20 protein-coding genes are annotated in these 16,879 nt (G+C 51.4%); 5 read left to right on the top strand and 15 right to left on the bottom strand.

The features are described 5' to 3' along the window. Positions 1 to 7: 7 nt before the first annotated feature. A complete protein-coding gene (locus tag JVX88_RS44880; protein WP_315875316.1) occupies positions 8 to 505 on the bottom strand; it encodes a DUF5131 family protein in 498 nt (165 codons plus the stop codon). Here JVX88_RS44880 and JVX88_RS44875 point away from each other — a divergent pair. Then, complete coding sequence (locus JVX88_RS44875) at positions 488 to 1,216, top strand: response regulator (protein WP_410503752.1); 729 nt, start codon at positions 488 to 490, stop codon at positions 1,214 to 1,216. The genes JVX88_RS44880 and JVX88_RS44875 overlap by 18 nt on opposite strands. An 88-nt stretch (positions 1,217 to 1,304) precedes the next feature. Here the strand turns inward: JVX88_RS44875 and JVX88_RS40305 are convergent, their stop codons facing one another. Next, positions 1,305 to 1,682, bottom strand: a complete 378-nt coding sequence (locus JVX88_RS40305; protein ID WP_225931873.1) for a hypothetical protein — start codon at positions 1,680 to 1,682, stop codon at positions 1,305 to 1,307. Here JVX88_RS40305 and JVX88_RS37290 point away from each other — a divergent pair. The 3 genes from JVX88_RS37290 to JVX88_RS37280 are packed head-to-tail and all read left to right on the top strand — an operon-like array spanning position 1,582 to position 4,065. Further along, on the top strand, positions 1,582 to 2,595 hold the full coding sequence (locus JVX88_RS37290; RefSeq protein ID WP_225931849.1) for a WD40 repeat domain-containing protein: 1,014 nt from the start codon (positions 1,582 to 1,584) through the stop codon (positions 2,593 to 2,595). The genes JVX88_RS40305 and JVX88_RS37290 overlap by 101 nt on opposite strands. 19 nt (positions 2,596 to 2,614) lie before the next feature. Beyond that, positions 2,615 to 3,736 carry a hypothetical protein gene (locus tag JVX88_RS37285; protein ID WP_211624341.1) on the top strand — a complete coding sequence of 374 codons (1,122 nt, stop codon included), beginning with the start codon at positions 2,615 to 2,617 and terminating at the stop codon, positions 3,734 to 3,736. After that, positions 3,703 to 4,065, top strand: a complete 363-nt coding sequence (locus JVX88_RS37280; RefSeq protein ID WP_211624339.1) for a hypothetical protein — start codon at positions 3,703 to 3,705, stop codon at positions 4,063 to 4,065. Before JVX88_RS37285 ends, JVX88_RS37280 begins: the two co-directional genes overlap by 34 nt. Positions 4,066 to 4,125: 60 nt before the next feature. Here the strand turns inward: JVX88_RS37280 and JVX88_RS37275 are convergent, their stop codons facing one another. The 7 genes from JVX88_RS37275 to JVX88_RS37245 all read right to left on the bottom strand — a co-directional run bounded on the left by JVX88_RS37275 (position 4,126) and on the right by JVX88_RS37245 (position 11,954). Further along, the gene (locus JVX88_RS37275) at positions 4,126 to 6,291 is read right to left on the bottom strand and encodes a DNA gyrase subunit A (RefSeq protein WP_211624337.1); all 2,166 of its coding nucleotides are present in this window, start codon (positions 6,289 to 6,291) and stop codon (positions 4,126 to 4,128) included. 408 nt (positions 6,292 to 6,699) lie between these two features. Next, the gene (locus JVX88_RS37270) at positions 6,700 to 7,773 is read right to left on the bottom strand and encodes a Cas10/Cmr2 second palm domain-containing protein (protein WP_211624330.1); all 1,074 of its coding nucleotides are present in this window, start codon (positions 7,771 to 7,773) and stop codon (positions 6,700 to 6,702) included. Next, positions 7,692 to 8,252 (bottom strand): glycosyltransferase, encoded by a 561-nt coding sequence (locus JVX88_RS37265; RefSeq protein WP_211624324.1) that lies wholly within the window; start codon positions 8,250 to 8,252, stop codon positions 7,692 to 7,694. Before JVX88_RS37265 ends, JVX88_RS37270 begins: the two co-directional genes overlap by 82 nt. Next, positions 8,230 to 8,841, bottom strand: a complete 612-nt coding sequence (locus JVX88_RS37260) for a glycosyltransferase family 2 protein (protein WP_211624322.1) — start codon at positions 8,839 to 8,841, stop codon at positions 8,230 to 8,232. Before JVX88_RS37260 ends, JVX88_RS37265 begins: the two co-directional genes overlap by 23 nt. Further along, a complete protein-coding gene (locus JVX88_RS43775; protein ID WP_211624320.1) occupies positions 8,817 to 9,134 on the bottom strand; it encodes a hypothetical protein in 318 nt (105 codons plus the stop codon). Before JVX88_RS43775 ends, JVX88_RS37260 begins: the two co-directional genes overlap by 25 nt. Positions 9,135 to 9,803: 669 nt before the next feature. Continuing rightward, complete coding sequence (locus tag JVX88_RS37250; protein WP_317134603.1) at positions 9,804 to 10,472, bottom strand: polyprenyl synthetase family protein; 669 nt, start codon at positions 10,470 to 10,472, stop codon at positions 9,804 to 9,806. 6 nt (positions 10,473 to 10,478) lie between these two features. After that, entirely contained in the window at positions 10,479 to 11,954 is a 1,476-nt protein-coding gene (locus JVX88_RS37245) for an FAD-binding protein (protein WP_211624318.1), read from the bottom strand. A gap of 17 nt (positions 11,955 to 11,971) precedes the next feature. Between JVX88_RS37245 and JVX88_RS40295 the strand changes: the two genes are divergently transcribed. After that, positions 11,972 to 12,262: a hypothetical protein gene (locus JVX88_RS40295; RefSeq protein WP_263975443.1), complete on the top strand. Its 291-nt coding sequence runs from the start codon at positions 11,972 to 11,974 to the stop codon at positions 12,260 to 12,262. Between the two features lie 198 nt (positions 12,263 to 12,460). On the opposite strand, the gene JVX88_RS37235 is transcribed toward JVX88_RS40295, so the two are convergent. From JVX88_RS37235 to JVX88_RS37210, 6 genes are all read right to left on the bottom strand, one after another. Further along, positions 12,461 to 13,015: a tetratricopeptide repeat protein gene (locus tag JVX88_RS37235; RefSeq protein ID WP_211624313.1), complete on the bottom strand. Its 555-nt coding sequence runs from the start codon at positions 13,013 to 13,015 to the stop codon at positions 12,461 to 12,463. Further along, positions 12,979 to 13,311: a hypothetical protein gene (locus JVX88_RS37230; protein ID WP_211624311.1), complete on the bottom strand. Its 333-nt coding sequence runs from the start codon at positions 13,309 to 13,311 to the stop codon at positions 12,979 to 12,981. The genes JVX88_RS37235 and JVX88_RS37230 overlap by 37 nt, the downstream gene beginning before the upstream one ends. Positions 13,312 to 13,328: 17 nt before the next feature. Next, a complete protein-coding gene (locus tag JVX88_RS37225) occupies positions 13,329 to 13,940 on the bottom strand; it encodes a carbohydrate ABC transporter permease (protein WP_211624309.1) in 612 nt (203 codons plus the stop codon). Further along, on the bottom strand, positions 13,834 to 14,883 hold the full coding sequence (locus tag JVX88_RS37220; RefSeq protein WP_211624307.1) for an HPF/RaiA family ribosome-associated protein: 1,050 nt from the start codon (positions 14,881 to 14,883) through the stop codon (positions 13,834 to 13,836). Before JVX88_RS37220 ends, JVX88_RS37225 begins: the two co-directional genes overlap by 107 nt. A gap of 55 nt (positions 14,884 to 14,938) precedes the next feature. After that, the gene (locus JVX88_RS37215; RefSeq protein WP_211624305.1) at positions 14,939 to 15,121 is read right to left on the bottom strand and encodes a hypothetical protein; all 183 of its coding nucleotides are present in this window, start codon (positions 15,119 to 15,121) and stop codon (positions 14,939 to 14,941) included. A gap of 65 nt (positions 15,122 to 15,186) precedes the next feature. Then, positions 15,187 to 16,152, bottom strand: a complete 966-nt coding sequence (locus JVX88_RS37210; RefSeq protein ID WP_211624303.1) for an alanine/glycine:cation symporter family protein — start codon at positions 16,150 to 16,152, stop codon at positions 15,187 to 15,189. Positions 16,153 to 16,879 lie beyond the last annotated feature (727 nt).

Below are 16,879 nucleotides of genomic sequence, written 5' to 3'. Positions count from 1 at the left end.
CACCGATTCACAAGAGCAAGGCAGCGGTCTCGGGCATCTGGTCCCACGTGCGGCCGTCCAACTCACGCCCAGTGGCGCTCTTGTCTACGCCACCCCATTGCTTGAAGAAGAATGGCACACCGCGTGCCACGCAGCGATCACGGATCTGCCGAACCCACGCAGGGTCCATGGGTCGCGCCCCAGGCCCGGATTCTCCGCCGACGATCACCCAATGCATGCCGGTAAGCGGCAGTCTGGGCAGCGGTCCGAGGAGTGGCTCGACGGACAGGAACTTGATCTTCGCATGAGTCTGTCGAAGTTCATGAACCCGATCGACTACCGCGCGATTTTCAACGCTTGTGCCCATCCAGATGTTCGGCGTCCAGGTCACCTTGGCCGAGATCTCGCGGGTTCGCTCTGGACGCTTCGTCAAGACCTGGAAAGTGTGTTGAGGGCAGGCGTTCATGACGCGGAACACGGACCGGATGAACTGCAAGGGCACATCCTCATGGAACAGATCACTCATCGAGTTCACGAAGATGACCTTGGGCGCTCTCCAAGAAAGCGCGCTCGCATCACCGTCACTGACACCGGCAAGGGCATTGTGCCGGAGTTTCTGCCCTATGTGTTTGACTACTTCCGGCAAGAGGATGGTACGACGACGCGCCGGTTTGGTGGCTTGGGATTGGGGTTGGCGATCGTGCGTCATATTACTGAACTGCATGGAGGGACCGTTTGGGCAGAGAGTTTGGGGGAAGGATTGGGAGCAACCTTTACGGTGCAATTGCCTTTAATGACCAGTTCGGGCAGTGTTGATCAGCAAGAGGAATCTCCAATGATGGCTAACTTGACTGGATTAAAAGTCTTAGCCGTCGATGACGATGCCGATATTCGGGAATTGATTGAATTTATTTTGCAGCAAGCTGGAGCAGAGGTGCGGGTTGTTGCTTCTGCCGTTGAGGTTTTACAACAGCTAGACCTATTTGCACCAGATCTACTGATTTGCGATATCGGCATGCCTGAAATGGATGGATACATGCTGATGCGGCAGATTAGAGATCGCCAAATCGGGCAAGCAACTGGACAGTTTCCTCAAACTCTTCCCAAAGCCATTGCCCTGACGGCTTATGCTGGAGAACTCGATCAGCAACAAGCGCTTGCCGCTGGATTTCAACTTCACCTGGCTAAACCGGTTGAGCCGGAGCAGCTAATTCGTGCGATTGTGACTCTAACGTAAAACTATGTGCTCCGCACAGGCTACGCCATCAAATCTCAAAACTAAGAACTGTATAGGTCCTTATTTCACTTGCCTTACTTCACCTGCCTTACTTCACCTGATAGCGAATCAGTGCTTTCACCTGCTGAGGAGAGAGTTTGAGCTGCTGTGCGATGGCTGCTTCTAGCTGACGGGCATCGGTTGCGGAAATCTCAAACGTTTGCTGTTTGATCACGCTGGTGACGGCTCGCACACTAACTTGGGAAACGCCGCGATCGCGATCGATAGCTACCTTGATTGACAGAACTTGTTCGGTAGGCGATGGCTGCGGTTCGACTTGCAATGCTGGTGCAGTTGGGTTCGGGCGATTTAGCAACTGCTGCCCAATCGCTTCTAAACCACCCACTTCAACTCCACCCATTTCTAAGCCGCCTACGGCCCCACCTGCCGCGAATGTCTCTGTTCCCCCTGCCGTCACTCCAATCAATCCAATCCGTCCTCCGGCGGCTCGTGGCTCGCGCTGCCTCTATACCCTCAACGCCCATTCTTCTTGGGTAACCTGCGTAGTTGCCAGCCCCAATACACCCACTTTTGCCAGCAGCAGTTTGGATGACACGATTAAAGTCTGGAACATCAACACAGGCGAACTGTTATTTAACATGACCGGGCATAACCGGGGTGTCAATACGATTGCCATCAGTCCTGATGGTCGCACGCTTGTCAGCGGTAGCGATGACTATACGGTAAGAGTTTGGAGCTATCTAAATGGAGCGCTGCTAGGAGCACTTACCGGTCACAGCCGGGATGTGAATGCGGTAGCCATTAGCCCCGATGGAAAACTGCTCGTCAGCGGAGGTGAAGATCGAACAATTCGCCTCTGGAGCACCAACACCGGTGCACTCCTGAAAACCTTGGCCGAAGTAGCCGGCATGATCAAAGCTATTGCTATCAGCCCGGACGGTAAGCTCCTAGCCAGCGGCGGGCTAGATAACAAGGTAAAGCTCTGGAGCTTACGGACTGGCGAATACCTGCAAACTTTCATTGGTCATCTAAATCCGGTCCATGCAATTGTATTTACTCGCGATGGTCAAACCTTGATCACCGGCAGCAAAGACAAAACCATCCGACTGTGGAATGTGCAAACCGGTGAACTGATCCGCACCTTCAGCGACCATATCCGCGATGTCAATACACTGGCAATCACTCCCAACGGTAGAATCCTGATCAGCGGCAGCAGCGACAGCACGATTAAACTGTGGGATCTAGCAACCGGCAAAGTATTAACCACTTGGTCTGACCATACGGACACGGTAAACTCCATTGCTATCAGCCCTGATGCTAAATTTCTGATCAGCGGCAGTTCGGACAAAACCGTGAAGCTTTGGCAGATGCCAGTGTGAGGCGTTCCGTACAGCCAGAATGATTTCGTACCAGTATTCCATTGATGCAGCAACGCTCCAGAACTGGGCACCAGGAACGCTGCATGCCTATCAGAAGCTGGACAGTGCCTATGAACCGATGCCAGGCATCGAAAACACGGTGGTGGGCTATCTGCTGGATGAAGTCTATGACCTGCCTGCGATGGTAGAGACAGACTACTATGAATTGCGGTTGAGTTTTCTGAACTATGACAAACTTTGTACGGATGGGCTGACAATCCAACTCGCCCAAGATGCTCCGCAGCAGCCGCATCTAATTGAGTTAACCCTTTGCGACCAAGCAACCTGTAGTTTGGATACTCCAGGAGGAGTTGCTGCGGTTGATAGCCAAACCGGCAAGATTGATGACTATACAAAAGCAACGGTACTGGTTCACAGAACAACAAATGGTACACAAACGGCTGGGTCTTACAGCTATCTGATCGCCCTGTCTCCGCCCAAGGACTCAAACATGGCTACATGGCTCAAAGGCACAAAGGGAACTTATGCCGTTGATGGGAAAACAATCGACCCAACAACAGAAACAACAATCAATTTGCCGATTCTTCTCCAGGTCAAGATTACGGTAGACAACCGCGATGCGATTGAATTGTTAGGGACAGACTTGCCGCCGATTGTGCTAAACCAGCCTTATCAAGCTACACTGACCGCCCAGAAGGGACAACCTCCCTACGCCTGGTCTGTGGAAGAGTCAAACTTCCCCGATGGGTTGACTTGGTCGAGTAACGGCAGCACCTATTGTCTGTCAGGTACTGTAGCAGAAGGAACCGATGGAGCAGCTTACAGTTGCACGGTTAAAGTAGCAAGTAACAAATCGGTGGTGATGAAAGCAACAAGACAACCAATTTCAATTGCACTCTCTCCATCCGATGCCCAGAAGTCTAATTTTGACTGGAATAAGCTCGCTTCTATCGCATCCTTCGCTCCTATTATTTTACTCATAGGGGCTGTTGTGTGGGTGCGTAAGCGCTGGAGCCAGGTTACAGATGAAGACGTAACTACAATCACACAAAGGTTAACAGCAAGAATGATATTATTGGAACTCATCCCTCTCCCTTCAATTCTTCTGTGCCTGAGAAAGACGAACTCTACGGTGGAGTAGGTGCCGATGTGTTCCGGATTGAATCTAATTATTTCGCAGGCATCAACGACCCCAGTTCCAGCCGGGATCAAGCTTATGCAATTGTGAAAGATTTCAATCTAGCAGAGGGTGACAGAGTGGGGCTGCTGCCCCTCTCGCCTTCTAACTCCTACATCATCGAGCAGGGAGACTTCAATGGAGATGGAATTGCCAATGACACGTTCATCATTCAAAATCGGTATACCGTCGTTAATGATCATGTACTCTTTGTCAATAACCTGGTTGCCGTAATTGAGAATACCAACGCCGCTACTCTACTCGCCGCTGGTGCGATCCAGGTTTTTGACTAAGCAGTAATAAATTCTGGTCCCTAGTGGATGGATGTGAGAAGCCGATCACTAGTTTTGCTTTCAGTAGTCGGTTGAGCTATTGTGATGCTCCTTCAGTTCTGCGATCGCTCGAATTAATACCTCTGGTTCAATCGGTTTCGCAATGTGGCGTTGAAATCCAGCTGCCATGGCCTGTCGGTAGTCAATTTCTCCCGCATAGGCCGTCAGAGCGATCGCAGGAATCGTTCCTCCTTGCTCTGGCGATAAGCACCTGATTTGCCGCATCAACATGTAACCATCTATATCAGGCATGCCAATATCGCTCAACAACACCTCTGGTTTGAATTGCGTGAGTGTAGCAATTGCCTCATCTGCTGTTGCAGTAGCGATGACATTTGCCCCATGTAACTCTAGCAAAAAGGCCAGAAACTCACGGGTATTGTCATCGTCATCAACCACCAGAATGCGAGTACCCTGCAAATTCAAAGAAGATTCAGAGGATTTTGTGTCTGGCTTCGTTACTGGTTGATGGAGCATTAACGGTAATTTGACGGTAAAGGTGGCTCCCTGCCCTTCACCCAAACTGTCAGCCTGCACCGTGCCACCATGCAGTTCTACTAAGTAGCGGACAATCGCCAGTCCCAACCCCAATCCGTGGGAAATCGGCAGCATTTGCACAATTGGGGTGCCGCGTGCCGTGCGCGACCCGGTAGGAATTTGATAGGCTTTCAAACAATAAGCTACGCCTCGATCGCTGAAGAACAGGACATTGTCGTGATCGCAGCAGGTGAGGAAGTGTTCGATCCCGTCATCCTCTTTCATCCGGGTTGCAGCTTTACCGCGAGTGGCTCGGCTTTGGGCTTCAAACGTACTGACCGGCATACGCTTGATGTATCCCTGTTCCGTCACCAGAATAATTGCTTGTTCATTTGCGATTAGGTCCGTATCAACTAACTCACCGTCTGCCCGCTCGATTTCCGTGCGGCGCGGATTGGCATAGGAGGATTTGAGTGCAGCAGCCTCAGTTTCAATAATCTGCAAAATTCGCTCGCGTTTTGCCAAGATGTCGCGCAGATCAGCAATCTTGAGCTGTAGGTCTTCGTGCTCTTGCTGGATCTTTTCGGCTTCTAGAGCGGTCAAACGGCGCAACTGCATTTGCAGAATTGCATCGGCTTGCACGTCGGACAAGCCATAGGTTTCGATCAGCTCTTGACGCGCGGTTGGGGCATCAGCAGCATGGCGAATCAGGTCAATAATCGCATCCAGGTTTCGCAGCGCGATCAGGTAACCTTGCAGGACATGGTCTCGCTCCTCGGCTTTGCGCAGCTCATAGCGCGTGCGGCGAGTAATGGTTTCAACCCGGAAATCGAGGAAGACCTGCAGCGCCTGCTTGAGGCCAATCGTTTGCGGTTCACCGTTGACCAGCGCCAGCATGTTGACGCCAAAGTTGGCTTGCAGCGGGGTTTGCTTGTAGAGGTTATTCAGCACAACTCGCGGATAGGCATCGCGGCGTAGCTCAATCACGATCCGCATACCGTCTCGGTCGCTTTCATCGCGAATGTCGGCAATCCCTTCTAAGCGGCGTTCGTTGACCAGTTCCGCAATCTTTTCAATAAGAGCGGCTTTGTTGGTTTGGTAGGGCAATTCAGTGACGATGATCGCATCACGGTCGGGCCGTCCTCGATGCTCGATCAACACTTTGATTTCTTCTTCAGTCACTAACGGCTCGGTGGAAGCAACATTGGCCCGCAGTAGTTTTAGCACTGCTTCGGTCGATAGGCTCAGCAAATGCACAATTGGGCTAGTGATTCGGGCAATGCTCCGCATCGGAACCGCCACTCCAGTGGCAATTCGCTCTGGACTGTTGAGGGCCAACCGTTTTGGAACGAGTTCCCCGATGATCAACGACAGGTAGGTGATCAGCAACACCACAATTCCGAAGGCGATTGCCTCGCTCGATGCTCTCAGGGCTGGAATTAGTGAGATATAGGGCACAAGACTGCTGGCCAGGGTAGCACCACCAAACGCACCGGTGAGAATGCCAATTAAGGTGATACCGACTTGGACCGTCGAAAGAAATTGATTGGGCGAATTGGCGAGGTCAAGCGCCACCTGGGCCTTGTGGTTTCCCTGCTCGACCAGCTCCTGAAGCCTGGCTCGACGGGACGATACAATCGCCATCTCCGACATGGAAAACAAGCCATTCGCCAGGATCAGCAGCAGGATTACCAGAATTTCGAGGGACATGAACGATGCTAGCGCCTATTTTGTAAGAGTGAATTTGAGAGCCACATATCCAGAGCTGACCGATCCGCTTCACCCAACCGAGCAGGCCATGCCACAGTTCTGGATATAGAGCAAGGTAACATTCTCTCACTTCAGTTGGCTGATCCTGATGCATCAGGATTACTTGCGGCAGAGCCAGATCATGTCAAAATGGTGACTTTAAGTAAATTCCCGACAGCGAAAGTTTATTTGGTTTATTTGACAGAGGCAGGCTTCACTCAAGCGGGGAACCCACACTCTGGCGCAAAGGACAAGGCGCGTCGGGTAGTTCACAATATAAAAGCATCACAATAGATAAACATTGGTTGCTGTCATTGCGTTTGTGGTTCTTTTCCAGGGTCTATGGCTTTTTCCTCCATCACACGGGCGTTAGCACGACTGCCCCTTACAAATGAACTCCTCACGAAGCTGAATCAGCAGCGGGTGCTCACGCTGAACGGCGTTGAGAACACCAGTGGAGAGACTGAAGCAACACTGGGGAAACGGTGCAGCCTCTTGGTTATATCGATGCCATTGCTGCAAATTTGATCCTGATATTGGAGGAGCCGGATATTTTTTGGCTCCTGTTGGCTCGTGTTTCTGAGCTAAAATTTCCTCAAATGTTTCACCAATTGTTTTAGCAATTGCTAACGCTTTATTTGCTGGCACAATCAACAGCACATCATCACCACCAATCGTGACAATTTCAAAGGGATGAATCCAAACCGGGGTTTTATTTCTACGATTGGATTGAGCATCCGGCTCGTAGTAATGCGGAGCAAGATGTTTAGCCAGAGCAATGTAAACCGAATGCTCTGTTGCCTCGAAAATATCTTCACTCAAGCGTTGATATTCGTCTGGCGTTTTAATTTTATCTCGAATGTGTTGCCCCATATTGTTGCCGTCGGCATAAATATAGGCAACAAAACCCTTGCTGGCGTCACTGATTTCTTTGAGCGAGCGGGCTTCTCGTCCTTGCAGATTTTTTAGTTGTTGACTCTGATCAAAAATTCGGCAATCGGAATCATATTGCTTTACTAGCTGCTTTTCGATGAGAAATTGCTCAAACTTCCTCACCCAACTATCGGGAGCTTCAGCCGTCCAAGTGAAGCCTGAATTTTCATACCATTCTTGCTCCTCAGCGCTTTCTTGTTTTGTAATCTGCCCAATTCGACGTTTTCGTGCCAAAGGTTCAGATACCCAAGGTTGAGTCGGAATATCTGTAATTCGAGCAACCGCCGACCGTCGATCGCTATTATCTTTGACCAAATAGGGATGGGTCTCAAACATAGGAGGATAGCAGCGACTGGGGCGATCGGTGTCTGGTAATGGTGCATCGTATCCACTGCGGCGCAGATTAAATTGAGCGGCCAGCTTTCCGACTAACTCATTGAAATTCTTGCGACGTTCAAAGGCGTTGCGTAAATAATCTGGAGCAGGAGCATCAGCCGAGGGTTCTGGCAAGTTAAAGTAGGCACGCAGGGCTGGGTTCTTTTGCCAGTTCGCATTTGCAAACAGGCTCGTCCTGCTGTGAACGAACAGGCTCGACCATCGGGCAACACCTTGGTACCCAATGGACAGATCGCTTTGTATACGGCAGTTTGATACAGACAGGGAATATTTTTTAACAGCGGCAAGATCAAGGGCGATAACTGCCACATGAACATGCGCACATGCACCACATCGGGTTGAAACTCCTCTAGTGCTCGCCGCAATGCCCAATAGGCTGAGGGGTTGATGGTTTGGGAAAGCACTTGCAGTTTTCCGGTGGTGCCGAAGCAGTTGTAATCAGCCAAAAGTGGACTGTTGGCCACTATTTGTGCCCGACTAGTCAGCAGACGCACCTCATGGCCCCGCTCACGCAACCCTCGACGCAATGAGAGCATTTGCAGCTCAGCCCCACCCGTTGCTGTCCCGTAGTCATGCAGCAGCAGAATTCTCATGCCCCTCCTGTGGTGACGAAATATTCTGCCACTGAATCGTCTCTGGGGAAGCCAGATGCCGTTTAGCGTATTGGTCAGTCAAGTAGCGATTGAGCCGTTTCTCGATCGGAGCGAGGAGTCCGTACATAATCGCTTTTTCTAGCCAAACATTGCGGATGCCCAGGGTGAGTGCCCGCACAATCGGCATCAAGATCGTATTCCGCCGTCGCCAACCCAGTGCCTTATATTTTTGCTTGAAGTAGCTGCTGTCTTCGGTCAGATTCCATTTTTGCCGCAGTCGATCGAGGCTGGCCAATTCCCAAGCATCGCTCCAGCGCAGCATGTAGAAGTGCAAATCGCTCCACGCTAAGGGCGAGGTTGGCACATAGGTGGCGAGACAGTCTGGTTCAAAATACACCGTACCGCCTGCTGCCGCAACGCTCATGCAAAAGTCCACATGTTCTTTCGTGTTCAGCATGGCCTCATCGAACGGGCCCAGCTTGTCAAAAATTTCACTGCGCACCAAGGTACAGTGAAATTCCGATAGTTCGGTTTGAGTGCGCTGAAGCTGAGACCGTACCGCTGCTACCTGCTGACCCTGGCGATACATCTTTTCTCGCAGACCAGGGCGGTCACTGAGAAATCGTAGAGAACACAAGCGCACTGGCCGCGACCGGCATAGCGCGGATCGTCACAACCTGGACGTTCCGGAATGATGCACTGACAGTTTTGACTCCAACGGCGCTGCAACTCATAGAGAGCGGCCTGCCTCACATATTCGGGATAGCCCGTCGCAATGTCATTGATCGTGGGCGTGCGACTACAAAAGCCGATGATGTCGTTGAAATCATTCATCGGGAACAGGTTGTATTCGGGGTCAGCGTCTCCGAGCAGGTTCAGCACGGTTTGAGCCAGCCAAGTCCCATCTACCGTGACGTTGCGCCCATCGTATTACTTCACGGCGAGCGAGGGTTCTCCAGTGGGGAACCCCAGGTCAGTCCAATAGAGAACGCCAGCCGTGGGATTAGCACCCGGTTTAGGGGCGCTCCCATGAGGGCAATTTTGCATACACGCGCGAGTCACTCCAGCGCTAGTTTTCCCGGCTAATTATGGCCAACTTTACTCTCACTTCTATGTAGAAGTTGGAATTTTTGGGAACTCTGAAAACCAGGTAGACAGCAGTTTGCAGATGATTGCTTGACTGGGAGGTAGAGATTATCTCCCAGTTTTCCTGAATGGCGGGGTAAAAGTTGGAGGTAAAGTTGGAGGTATCGAAGTGAAGAACAATCGTCATGGACAGGCGGCTATTTTAAGTGAAACGGATTACGTGAAGATCCGCAGACAGCTTAGAAGTGATACGCACAAACTCTTTTTTGATATCGCTCGCTGGACCGGAGAGAGGTGGGGTGCAATTGCTCAGCTACAAGTCGGGGATGTTTACGCGAATCCTGTCTTGAGCGTACCTCACGAGCAAATCACGTTTCGGGCCTCCACTCGCAAAGCGGATCCCAGTGGGCAGCGACAAACGCGACAGGTGCCAGTACACCCAACCTTGCGAGAGCTGCTGCTAGCTTATAACCCACCGATTGAGGGGTCTGCGTGGCTGTTTCCCTCGCCTAGCAGTGAGGGGCCGATTAGCTTCAGTGCTACCGATAAGTGGTTGAGCGTCTCTAGCGAGACGTTGGATTGACCTTCGCATTCCAGATCCACAATTTGCCCGCCTACCAGACCGGCAGCTCCCACCGCTCGGCCCAATTTGGCAATTACTTGCAGCACTCGTTCGGGTGGCACGTTTTGGGTTCGGCTCGCAATAAATTCAAACGCATAGGCGAGCAAGCCATCGCCTGCCAAAATCGCCACATCTTCACCATAGACTTTATGATTGGTGAGTTTGCCGCGACGGTAGTCATCGTTGTCCATCGCCGGCAAGTCATCGTGGATCAGCGACATCGTGTGGATCATTTCTAGGGCGCAGGCGGTTGGAAGCGCGATTTCGATAGTTCCGCCCACTAGTTCGCTGGCCGCCAAGCAAAGAATAGGCCGGAGCCGCTTGCCGCCTGCCATCAGCGAATAGCGCATCGCCTCATAAATTTTTTCTGGATAGACCACATTGATCGACTGGTCCAGAGCCGATTCAACAATGGCCTGACGCTCTTGCAGATAGGGTTTTAGGTCAAATGCTGTTAGGTCAGATGCTTGCGCGTTTGCTACCACAGTTCCTCGTTCGATTGAGCTTGTCATAGGATCTCACTTCTCCCGCCCAGCTACACACCATTGGCGGTAACTCCATACTGTATTGTCCAATAGCATGGTCACAGTCATTGGTCCAATTCCACCGGGAACTGGTGTGATCCAGGCTGCCACATCACGGACGCTTTCAAATTCTACATCGCCAACTAGCCGCCCCTTGCCAGTTTCGGGATTAACAACTCGATTGATTCCCACATCTACAACTACAGCATCTGGTTTTACCATCTCTGCCGTAATCAGATTGGTGCGTCCTACTGCCGCCACCAAAATATCAGCATCCCTGGCAATGGCCGTCAAATCTTGACTGCGAGAGTGGGCGATGGTAACCGTGGCATCTTCGGCCAGCAGCATCAGGGCCAGCGGTTTGCCCACTAAAATACTGCGCCCAATCACAACAGCCTTTTTGCCCTTGAGGTCTATGCGATATTCCTGCAGTAGGCGCATCACGCCACGGAAGGCAGCGCTCTTTAGCATCAGCATGGCAATATCCAGTAAATTGCGTAATTCACCCCACTGCCGCAAGGCTTTTGGTTCGCTATTGCTTAAGGCCAAGGTGCTATTGGAATGCATTCCTGCCAAAAGCGCCTGACTCACGGATAATGCTGCAAACTCTGCTCGCCAAGTTTCTACTTGGGTGATTGCCTGCTCCATCCCAGCCTGCTCGCGGCAAATGCCCGCACTGCGCCAGATCAGCCGAGCTAAGCGATGTCGCCACTCTATGATTTGGGCCAGATCCAAAGCGGACAGGTTAATCTCTGTGGGTGTAGAATTGTCTAGATTTGGCATGGGAGCGGTTTCTGCCTCAGGGGGGGGCACTTCTAGCGCGGCGAGTTGGGCACCAAAGACCAAACATTCCAGCAGTGAGTTACTGGCGAGGCGATTGGCTCCGTGGACCCCTGTGCTGGCTGTTTCACCCACCGCATACAGGGCTGGAATCGTAGTGCGGCTGAGGCTGTCGGCGGTGATGCCTCCCATCCAGTAGTGGGCAGCAGGAGCAACCGGAATCGGCGCTTGAAAGACATCCACCCCCCACTGCTGACAAACCTGAATGATGTTGGGAAAGCGACGCCGAATGGTTTCCGCCGGAATTGGGCGTAGATCTAGCCAAACATGGGCGCTGGCAGGGTCGGAGCTAGTCTTTTGCAAATGGTCAAAAATGGCGCGGCTGACCACGTCTCTGGGAGCTAGTTCTCCGGCGGGGTGATAGTCGAAGGCAAATCGGCGGCCCTCAGCATCAATGAGGTGGGCACCTTCGCCACGCACTGCCTCGCTGATTAGGAAGCGGGGCGCACCTGGTTGGGTCAGAGCCGTGGGGTGAAACTGGACAAATTCCAGATCGCGCAGTTGGGCACCCGCTCGCCATGCCATTGCCACGCCATCGCCTGTACTCAGGGCCGGATTGGTGGTTTGGGCATAGACCTGACCGCCGCCACCCGTCGCCAACACCACGGCTCCAGCTCGCAGCCAAATCATTTTGGAGTCGTAAATTAGTGCGGAGCGTTACAAACCGCACATTTCTGGGTTTGAGCGATCCGATTAAGGTGTTTATGTTTATCCTGATCACTGATCTGTTTGTGGGATTCCACTCGGCAGAAGGTTGGGAAGTGATCCTGGAAGGCGCAGCCAGACATTTTGGCCTGCCGGAGAGCAAGTTTTTGATCAACGGCTTTATCGCGACGGTTCCTGTCATGATTGATGCCGTGATTAAGTTCTGGATTTTTAGTTATTTAACTCGCTATTCGCCTTCTGCATCTGCAATCTATGAGCGGATGAATACGTAGCTGCTTTTGGGAATACAGCGTTCACAAATTGGTTGTGAACAGGGGGTGGGGGCTTCGCCCCCACGCAGGGGTGGAACCCCTGCACCCCGTTCAGATCCTACAAAGGATTACTGTAGGAACCCTGATCCTGTAAATCAAGGAGAATAAGTCACTGATGCAAACTCAAAACATTGAGTTTCTCAGAGAGAAATGTAATAGCTATTTCGCAACGCTGACTTTAATCTGAACATTGCCTTGCTTTTGTAATGCCAGCCGTAGATTATCGCGCGCCTCAATTAGGTTCGGTTCCATTGCAATAGCCTGTCGGTAATGGTCGATTGCAAGTTCCAGATCCCCAAGCTGCTGATACTGGTAGCCTAAATCATGATTCCGAGCAGCGTAATCAGCTAGCTTTTCGGCAGGTAGCTTGCCGCGAGCAAAGCAGGCATTCGCCAAGCTAACATCAGCCTTTAAAGAGGCTGGTTCAAGGGCCTGAGCTTTTTGGTAACAAGCAATTGCCTCATCCAAGTTGCTACTGCTTGCTTTCTGAAGTGCTAGCCCTAAGCTATGGTAAGCTTCTGCCCAGTCTGGCTTTAAAGCAATCGCCTTTCGATAATACTGGGCGGCAGTTTCCCAATTGCCCTGTTGCCTGTATTGCTGACCCAAATCATAGGTAACTACAGCATAAAACGACTGTTTCTCCGGCGAAAGCTTACCTTGAGCAAAAAGTGCGTTTGCTAGGCTAACGTCGATTTCAGTAGAGTCAGGGGCCAATTTCGCAGGTAAAGCCAGAAATTCAGTGTCTGTCCTGAGCCGCCGCGTGCCAGCGATTCCTGGAGATCAACATTGCCAAGCGCGCGGGAGAAGTTATAGAGCGTGGGATTCTCCGGAAACATGGCAGTTGTATTCGTATAAACCTGCTGAGGATCGGTCAGTGCGGTACGGACAACCCACCAGAACGGAAACAGGCTTACAAACAGGATCAGCGCAATCGTGACCCAAGTCACCACATTTCTCACACTCAGAAACGAGCGTCGTCCGGGATTTGAGCGAATGGCATTCTGCATCATTGAATTCCCCTGCCCGGCTAGCTGAAATCTGCAAGGTCCGCGTTATTGGCGCGGAAGAAACGCATCTGGATCAGGGTGACTCCCACCAGGGCAACGAACAACACGGTTGCGATGGCCGTGGCATATCCCATGTTGAAGCGCACAAAAGCAAACTCATAGATGTACCAATAAAGTACCTGTGATGCCCGAACCGGTCCGCCCCCGGAGGTAACAGCGATGGTGTCGAAAATCTGAAACGAGCCGATGATATGGGTGATCAGCACAAACGCCAGCACAGGTCGGAGCAGCGGCAGGGTGATATTCCAGAACTGGCGCACTCCATCTGCTCCATCGATGGAAGCCGCGTCGTAAAGCTGCTGGGGGATGGTCTTTAAGCCTGCAAACAGAAGGATGGAGGTATAACCCGCATAGCGCCAGATATTGATGAGCGCAATCGATGGAATCACCTGATCCACCGACCCCAGGAACGGCTGCGAAGGAATGCCGATGCTGTTGAGAAAGGCGTTGACGATGCCAAGCCGGTTATCCAGCATCCACATCCAGAGCAGGGCAACCACCACACCGGGCAGCAGCCAGGGGATGATGATGATGTTTCGCAGCCAGGCAGATCTCTGGGATACGCGATCCATGAAGAGCGCCAGCGCCATGGCGATGATGATCTGAAGCGGAATATTGAAGGCAACGTACCTGACCGTCACCTGAACCGAGTTCCAGAACCCCGGATCGTTGAAAAGCCGCTGGTAACCAGCGTTCCCTTTCGCTGAGGCTATAGGCATCCCAAGGTTCTTCAACTTCGTGCTGCGGTAAGATATCTTCCAGTGTCAAGGGAGCTAAACTGTCCCAGAACGGCTCATTCTCCAACACCCAACCACTGGCGACTTGAAATCGCGGATCATCCTCTGAAATTGGTGCATCCAGGGAAACAGCGGGAATTTCTTTACTTTTTTGTTCATCGATAATCTCGTGCATCAGTCTACTAATCCACTGATCCAGGGGTTGCTGGGGGGGACGCTGATCAAATTTTTCCCATGCTTGCACGATCGCCTCATCGAGCAGATCGGATACAGTCATTTCATTGGGGGACACGTTGCCGTCAAGCTGGGCAAAGATTAATTCACGCCGGGCATGGTTCTGTAGGTTGCGCAGCATCGGACGCAGTAGGTCGAAGAAGGATTCTTTGCGCTGTTGTTGAGTATCTTGTTCTAAAAACTGAATGACTGTGGCAAAGTCTTTTTGCCGCTGTTGTCTACGACGATGAGATCGATCGCGACGAAGCTGATCTTTGTGACGACGAATTTCTTCCGTTAGGATTTCTGCCACCTCATCCATCGCCGCCTGATAGGATTCAAACCGAGATTTGGATTGAGCCACCAGCGTTCTATTTGGGAGACTCAACACAACACGCACCTGATAACCATAGGGCTGCTGATCGACGATTAATCGCAGATGGCGCTGGGCGTCTGGAAAGGACTGCAACAGGCGATCGATTCGACGCTGTTTTTTGTCCCAATAGTCGCGAACTCGTTCTTTGATCAAAGGAGGACAGTCATGGAAGATAAAGTGTTGTGCCATAGAAACCTCCCATGAATGACGACAGGACGGAATCAAGCCAGGGTATAGTGGCAACTCAGGCACGGGGTTTTGTTAATCGCGTCCAGGCAGAATCGACCGCTTGTTTCAGCCGTTGTTCAGTGCGACTCAAGCTCTGCTGAACAGCATTCCATTTGTCTTGTAAAAATTCGGCGGCTTCTTGCAGCGCATTTTTGTCATGTCGTCCAGACCGGAGTCCACCCCACCTTGGGAACGTCATGCCAAGCTAGCGCAGATGGGCAAGCATTCGGCTCAGCCATCGAAACCCTTGTAATCCTCGTTTCCCTATCGATTTGCGCCAATCTCAACTGCCTGTTGTTCCGCATAGGTCGGCATTTGGCCAGAGGTCAACCGATGCCAGTAGTCCTTCAGGTCCGCAGCGACTTCGTTAGAGAGAATATAGCAGCCAATCAGGTTGGGAATCGCCATCGAGAAGAACATCATATCGCTGAAATCAATTACGGTTGATAGGCTAGCGATCGGCCCTAAGAACGTAAAGAAGAGATAGATCAACTTAAACAGAATCAGGCGACGCGGACCAAATAGATAGGTCCAAGCCTGCACCCCGTAATAGCTCCAAGACAAAATCGTCGAGAAGGCAAACAAAAAGACGGCAATACTCAAAACCACGGGGAACCAGCCAATCACCGAGCCAAAGGCTTGAGTGGTTAGAGCTACGCCACCCAATTCCGAATTGGTATTCTGATACACGCCCGTCAGAACAATCACAATCGCCGTCAGGTTGCAGATGCAAATGGTATCAATAAATGGTTCCAGTAAGGCCACGATGCCTTCCCGCACGGGTTCATCGGTTCGAGCAGCGGCATGGGCAGTTGCTGCCGAGCCGGCCCCAGCCTCATTAGAAAATGTAGCTCGGCGAATTCCCTGAACCATCGTACCAACAATCCCACCCGCTACGGCTGTCGGCGCAAACGCTTCTCGGATCACCGTGCCAATGGCTCCAGGCACCTCTGGTAAATTGGCCAAAATAATCCACAGACAAGCTGCTGCATAGATCAGCGCCATTGCGGGTACCAGCTTTTCGGCCACGGCCCCAATCCGCCGAATACCACCCAAAATCACGATGCCCGACAGGATTGCCAGCCCAATGCCAAACAGCCAGTTGGGTAGACCTGGAATCAGGTTGGTTATCGCTGCGTAGGCTTGGTTTGACTGGAACATGTTGGGTGCCCCCAAACTGGCCGGAATCGTCACCAGGGCAAACAGCACGGCCAGGCACTGCCCCTGCACCCCGTTTTTCGTACTTCACTAGCCTGAAAAAGGCTGTATCAATCCAAATTAGGTTGAACTACTCAGTCCCGCTTGACTTAAACTGCTCGACTTGACCTGCCCTGACTGAATACGACTTGACTCGGCACGGCCTGAGAGCTTGTTTGTAAATGAATTGTAAGAGGCTAAAATCGGCTCCATGCTTGATCCTTCCTACCCCTCCTACCCTAACGGGAAGGCAAAGCCTATGAAAGGAAAGGAACTGTAGGCGAAGCCTATGCAGAGCACTTATCAAATTTCTGAAGTCCCCCTTTTTAAGGGGATTTAGGGGAATCTCAATCTTGGTTTACAACCAAGCTCTTAATTGACACAAATTCGGCAAAACTTAAGGGTTTTACCAGTAAGTTACTGCAAATTTGTTTCCGGCTTTCTACACTTAACTCTAACAGCAATTTTCAACCCAAAAGCTAATAGTAAATGCCCCAAGTTTCAATCAATTTTTAATAGCATCAATCCTACAGCGTTCACAAATTGATTGTGAACAGAAGGGGGTGGGGGCACTGCCCCCACGCAGGGGTTCCACCCCTGCATCCCGTTCAGATCCAACACAAGGATCACTGTATCTAATCCAAATATCAGGAAAAATCTATAGTAACCTCTCAATCAACAGAATTAAATTGAACTAGAACATTGTCCAAGCCTAACTGGGCTTGAGTTGACCCTGCAATTTTTAGCCAAAACGGAATTC

The organism is Leptolyngbya sp. 7M (genome assembly GCF_018128485.1).
The sequence above is the reverse complement of the archived record's forward strand: the minus strand, read 5'-3'. Positions and strand labels throughout refer to the sequence as shown.

What these genes read in the sequence shown, in the direction of transcription:
- JVX88_RS44875 (WP_410503752.1), top strand. Translation starts at nt 488, where the DNA reads ATGGAACAGATCACTCATCGAGTTCACGAAGATGACCTTGGGCGCTCT.
- JVX88_RS44880 (WP_315875316.1), bottom strand. Translation starts at nt 505, where the DNA reads ATGAGTGATCTGTTCCATGAGGATGTGCCCTTGCAGTTCATCCGGTCC.
- JVX88_RS37285 (WP_211624341.1), top strand. Translation starts at nt 2,615, where the DNA reads ATGATTTCGTACCAGTATTCCATTGATGCAGCAACGCTCCAGAACTGG.
- JVX88_RS37275 (WP_211624337.1), bottom strand. Translation starts at nt 6,291, where the DNA reads ATGTCCCTCGAAATTCTGGTAATCCTGCTGCTGATCCTGGCGAATGGC.
- JVX88_RS37265 (WP_211624324.1), bottom strand. Translation starts at nt 8,252, where the DNA reads ATGAGAATTCTGCTGCTGCATGACTACGGGACAGCAACGGGTGGGGCT.
- JVX88_RS37260 (WP_211624322.1), bottom strand. Translation starts at nt 8,841, where the DNA reads ATGTATCGCCAGGGTCAGCAGGTAGCAGCGGTACGGTCTCAGCTTCAG.
- JVX88_RS37250 (WP_317134603.1), bottom strand. Translation starts at nt 10,472, where the DNA reads ATGACAAGCTCAATCGAACGAGGAACTGTGGTAGCAAACGCGCAAGCA.
- JVX88_RS37245 (WP_211624318.1), bottom strand. Translation starts at nt 11,954, where the DNA reads ATGATTTGGCTGCGAGCTGGAGCCGTGGTGTTGGCGACGGGTGGCGGC.
- JVX88_RS37230 (WP_211624311.1), bottom strand. Translation starts at nt 13,311, where the DNA reads ATGATGCAGAATGCCATTCGCTCAAATCCCGGACGACGCTCGTTTCTG.
- JVX88_RS37225 (WP_211624309.1), bottom strand. Translation starts at nt 13,940, where the DNA reads ATGGATCGCGTATCCCAGAGATCTGCCTGGCTGCGAAACATCATCATC.
- JVX88_RS37220 (WP_211624307.1), bottom strand. Translation starts at nt 14,883, where the DNA reads ATGGCACAACACTTTATCTTCCATGACTGTCCTCCTTTGATCAAAGAA.
- JVX88_RS37215 (WP_211624305.1), bottom strand. Translation starts at nt 15,121, where the DNA reads ATGACGTTCCCAAGGTGGGGTGGACTCCGGTCTGGACGACATGACAAA.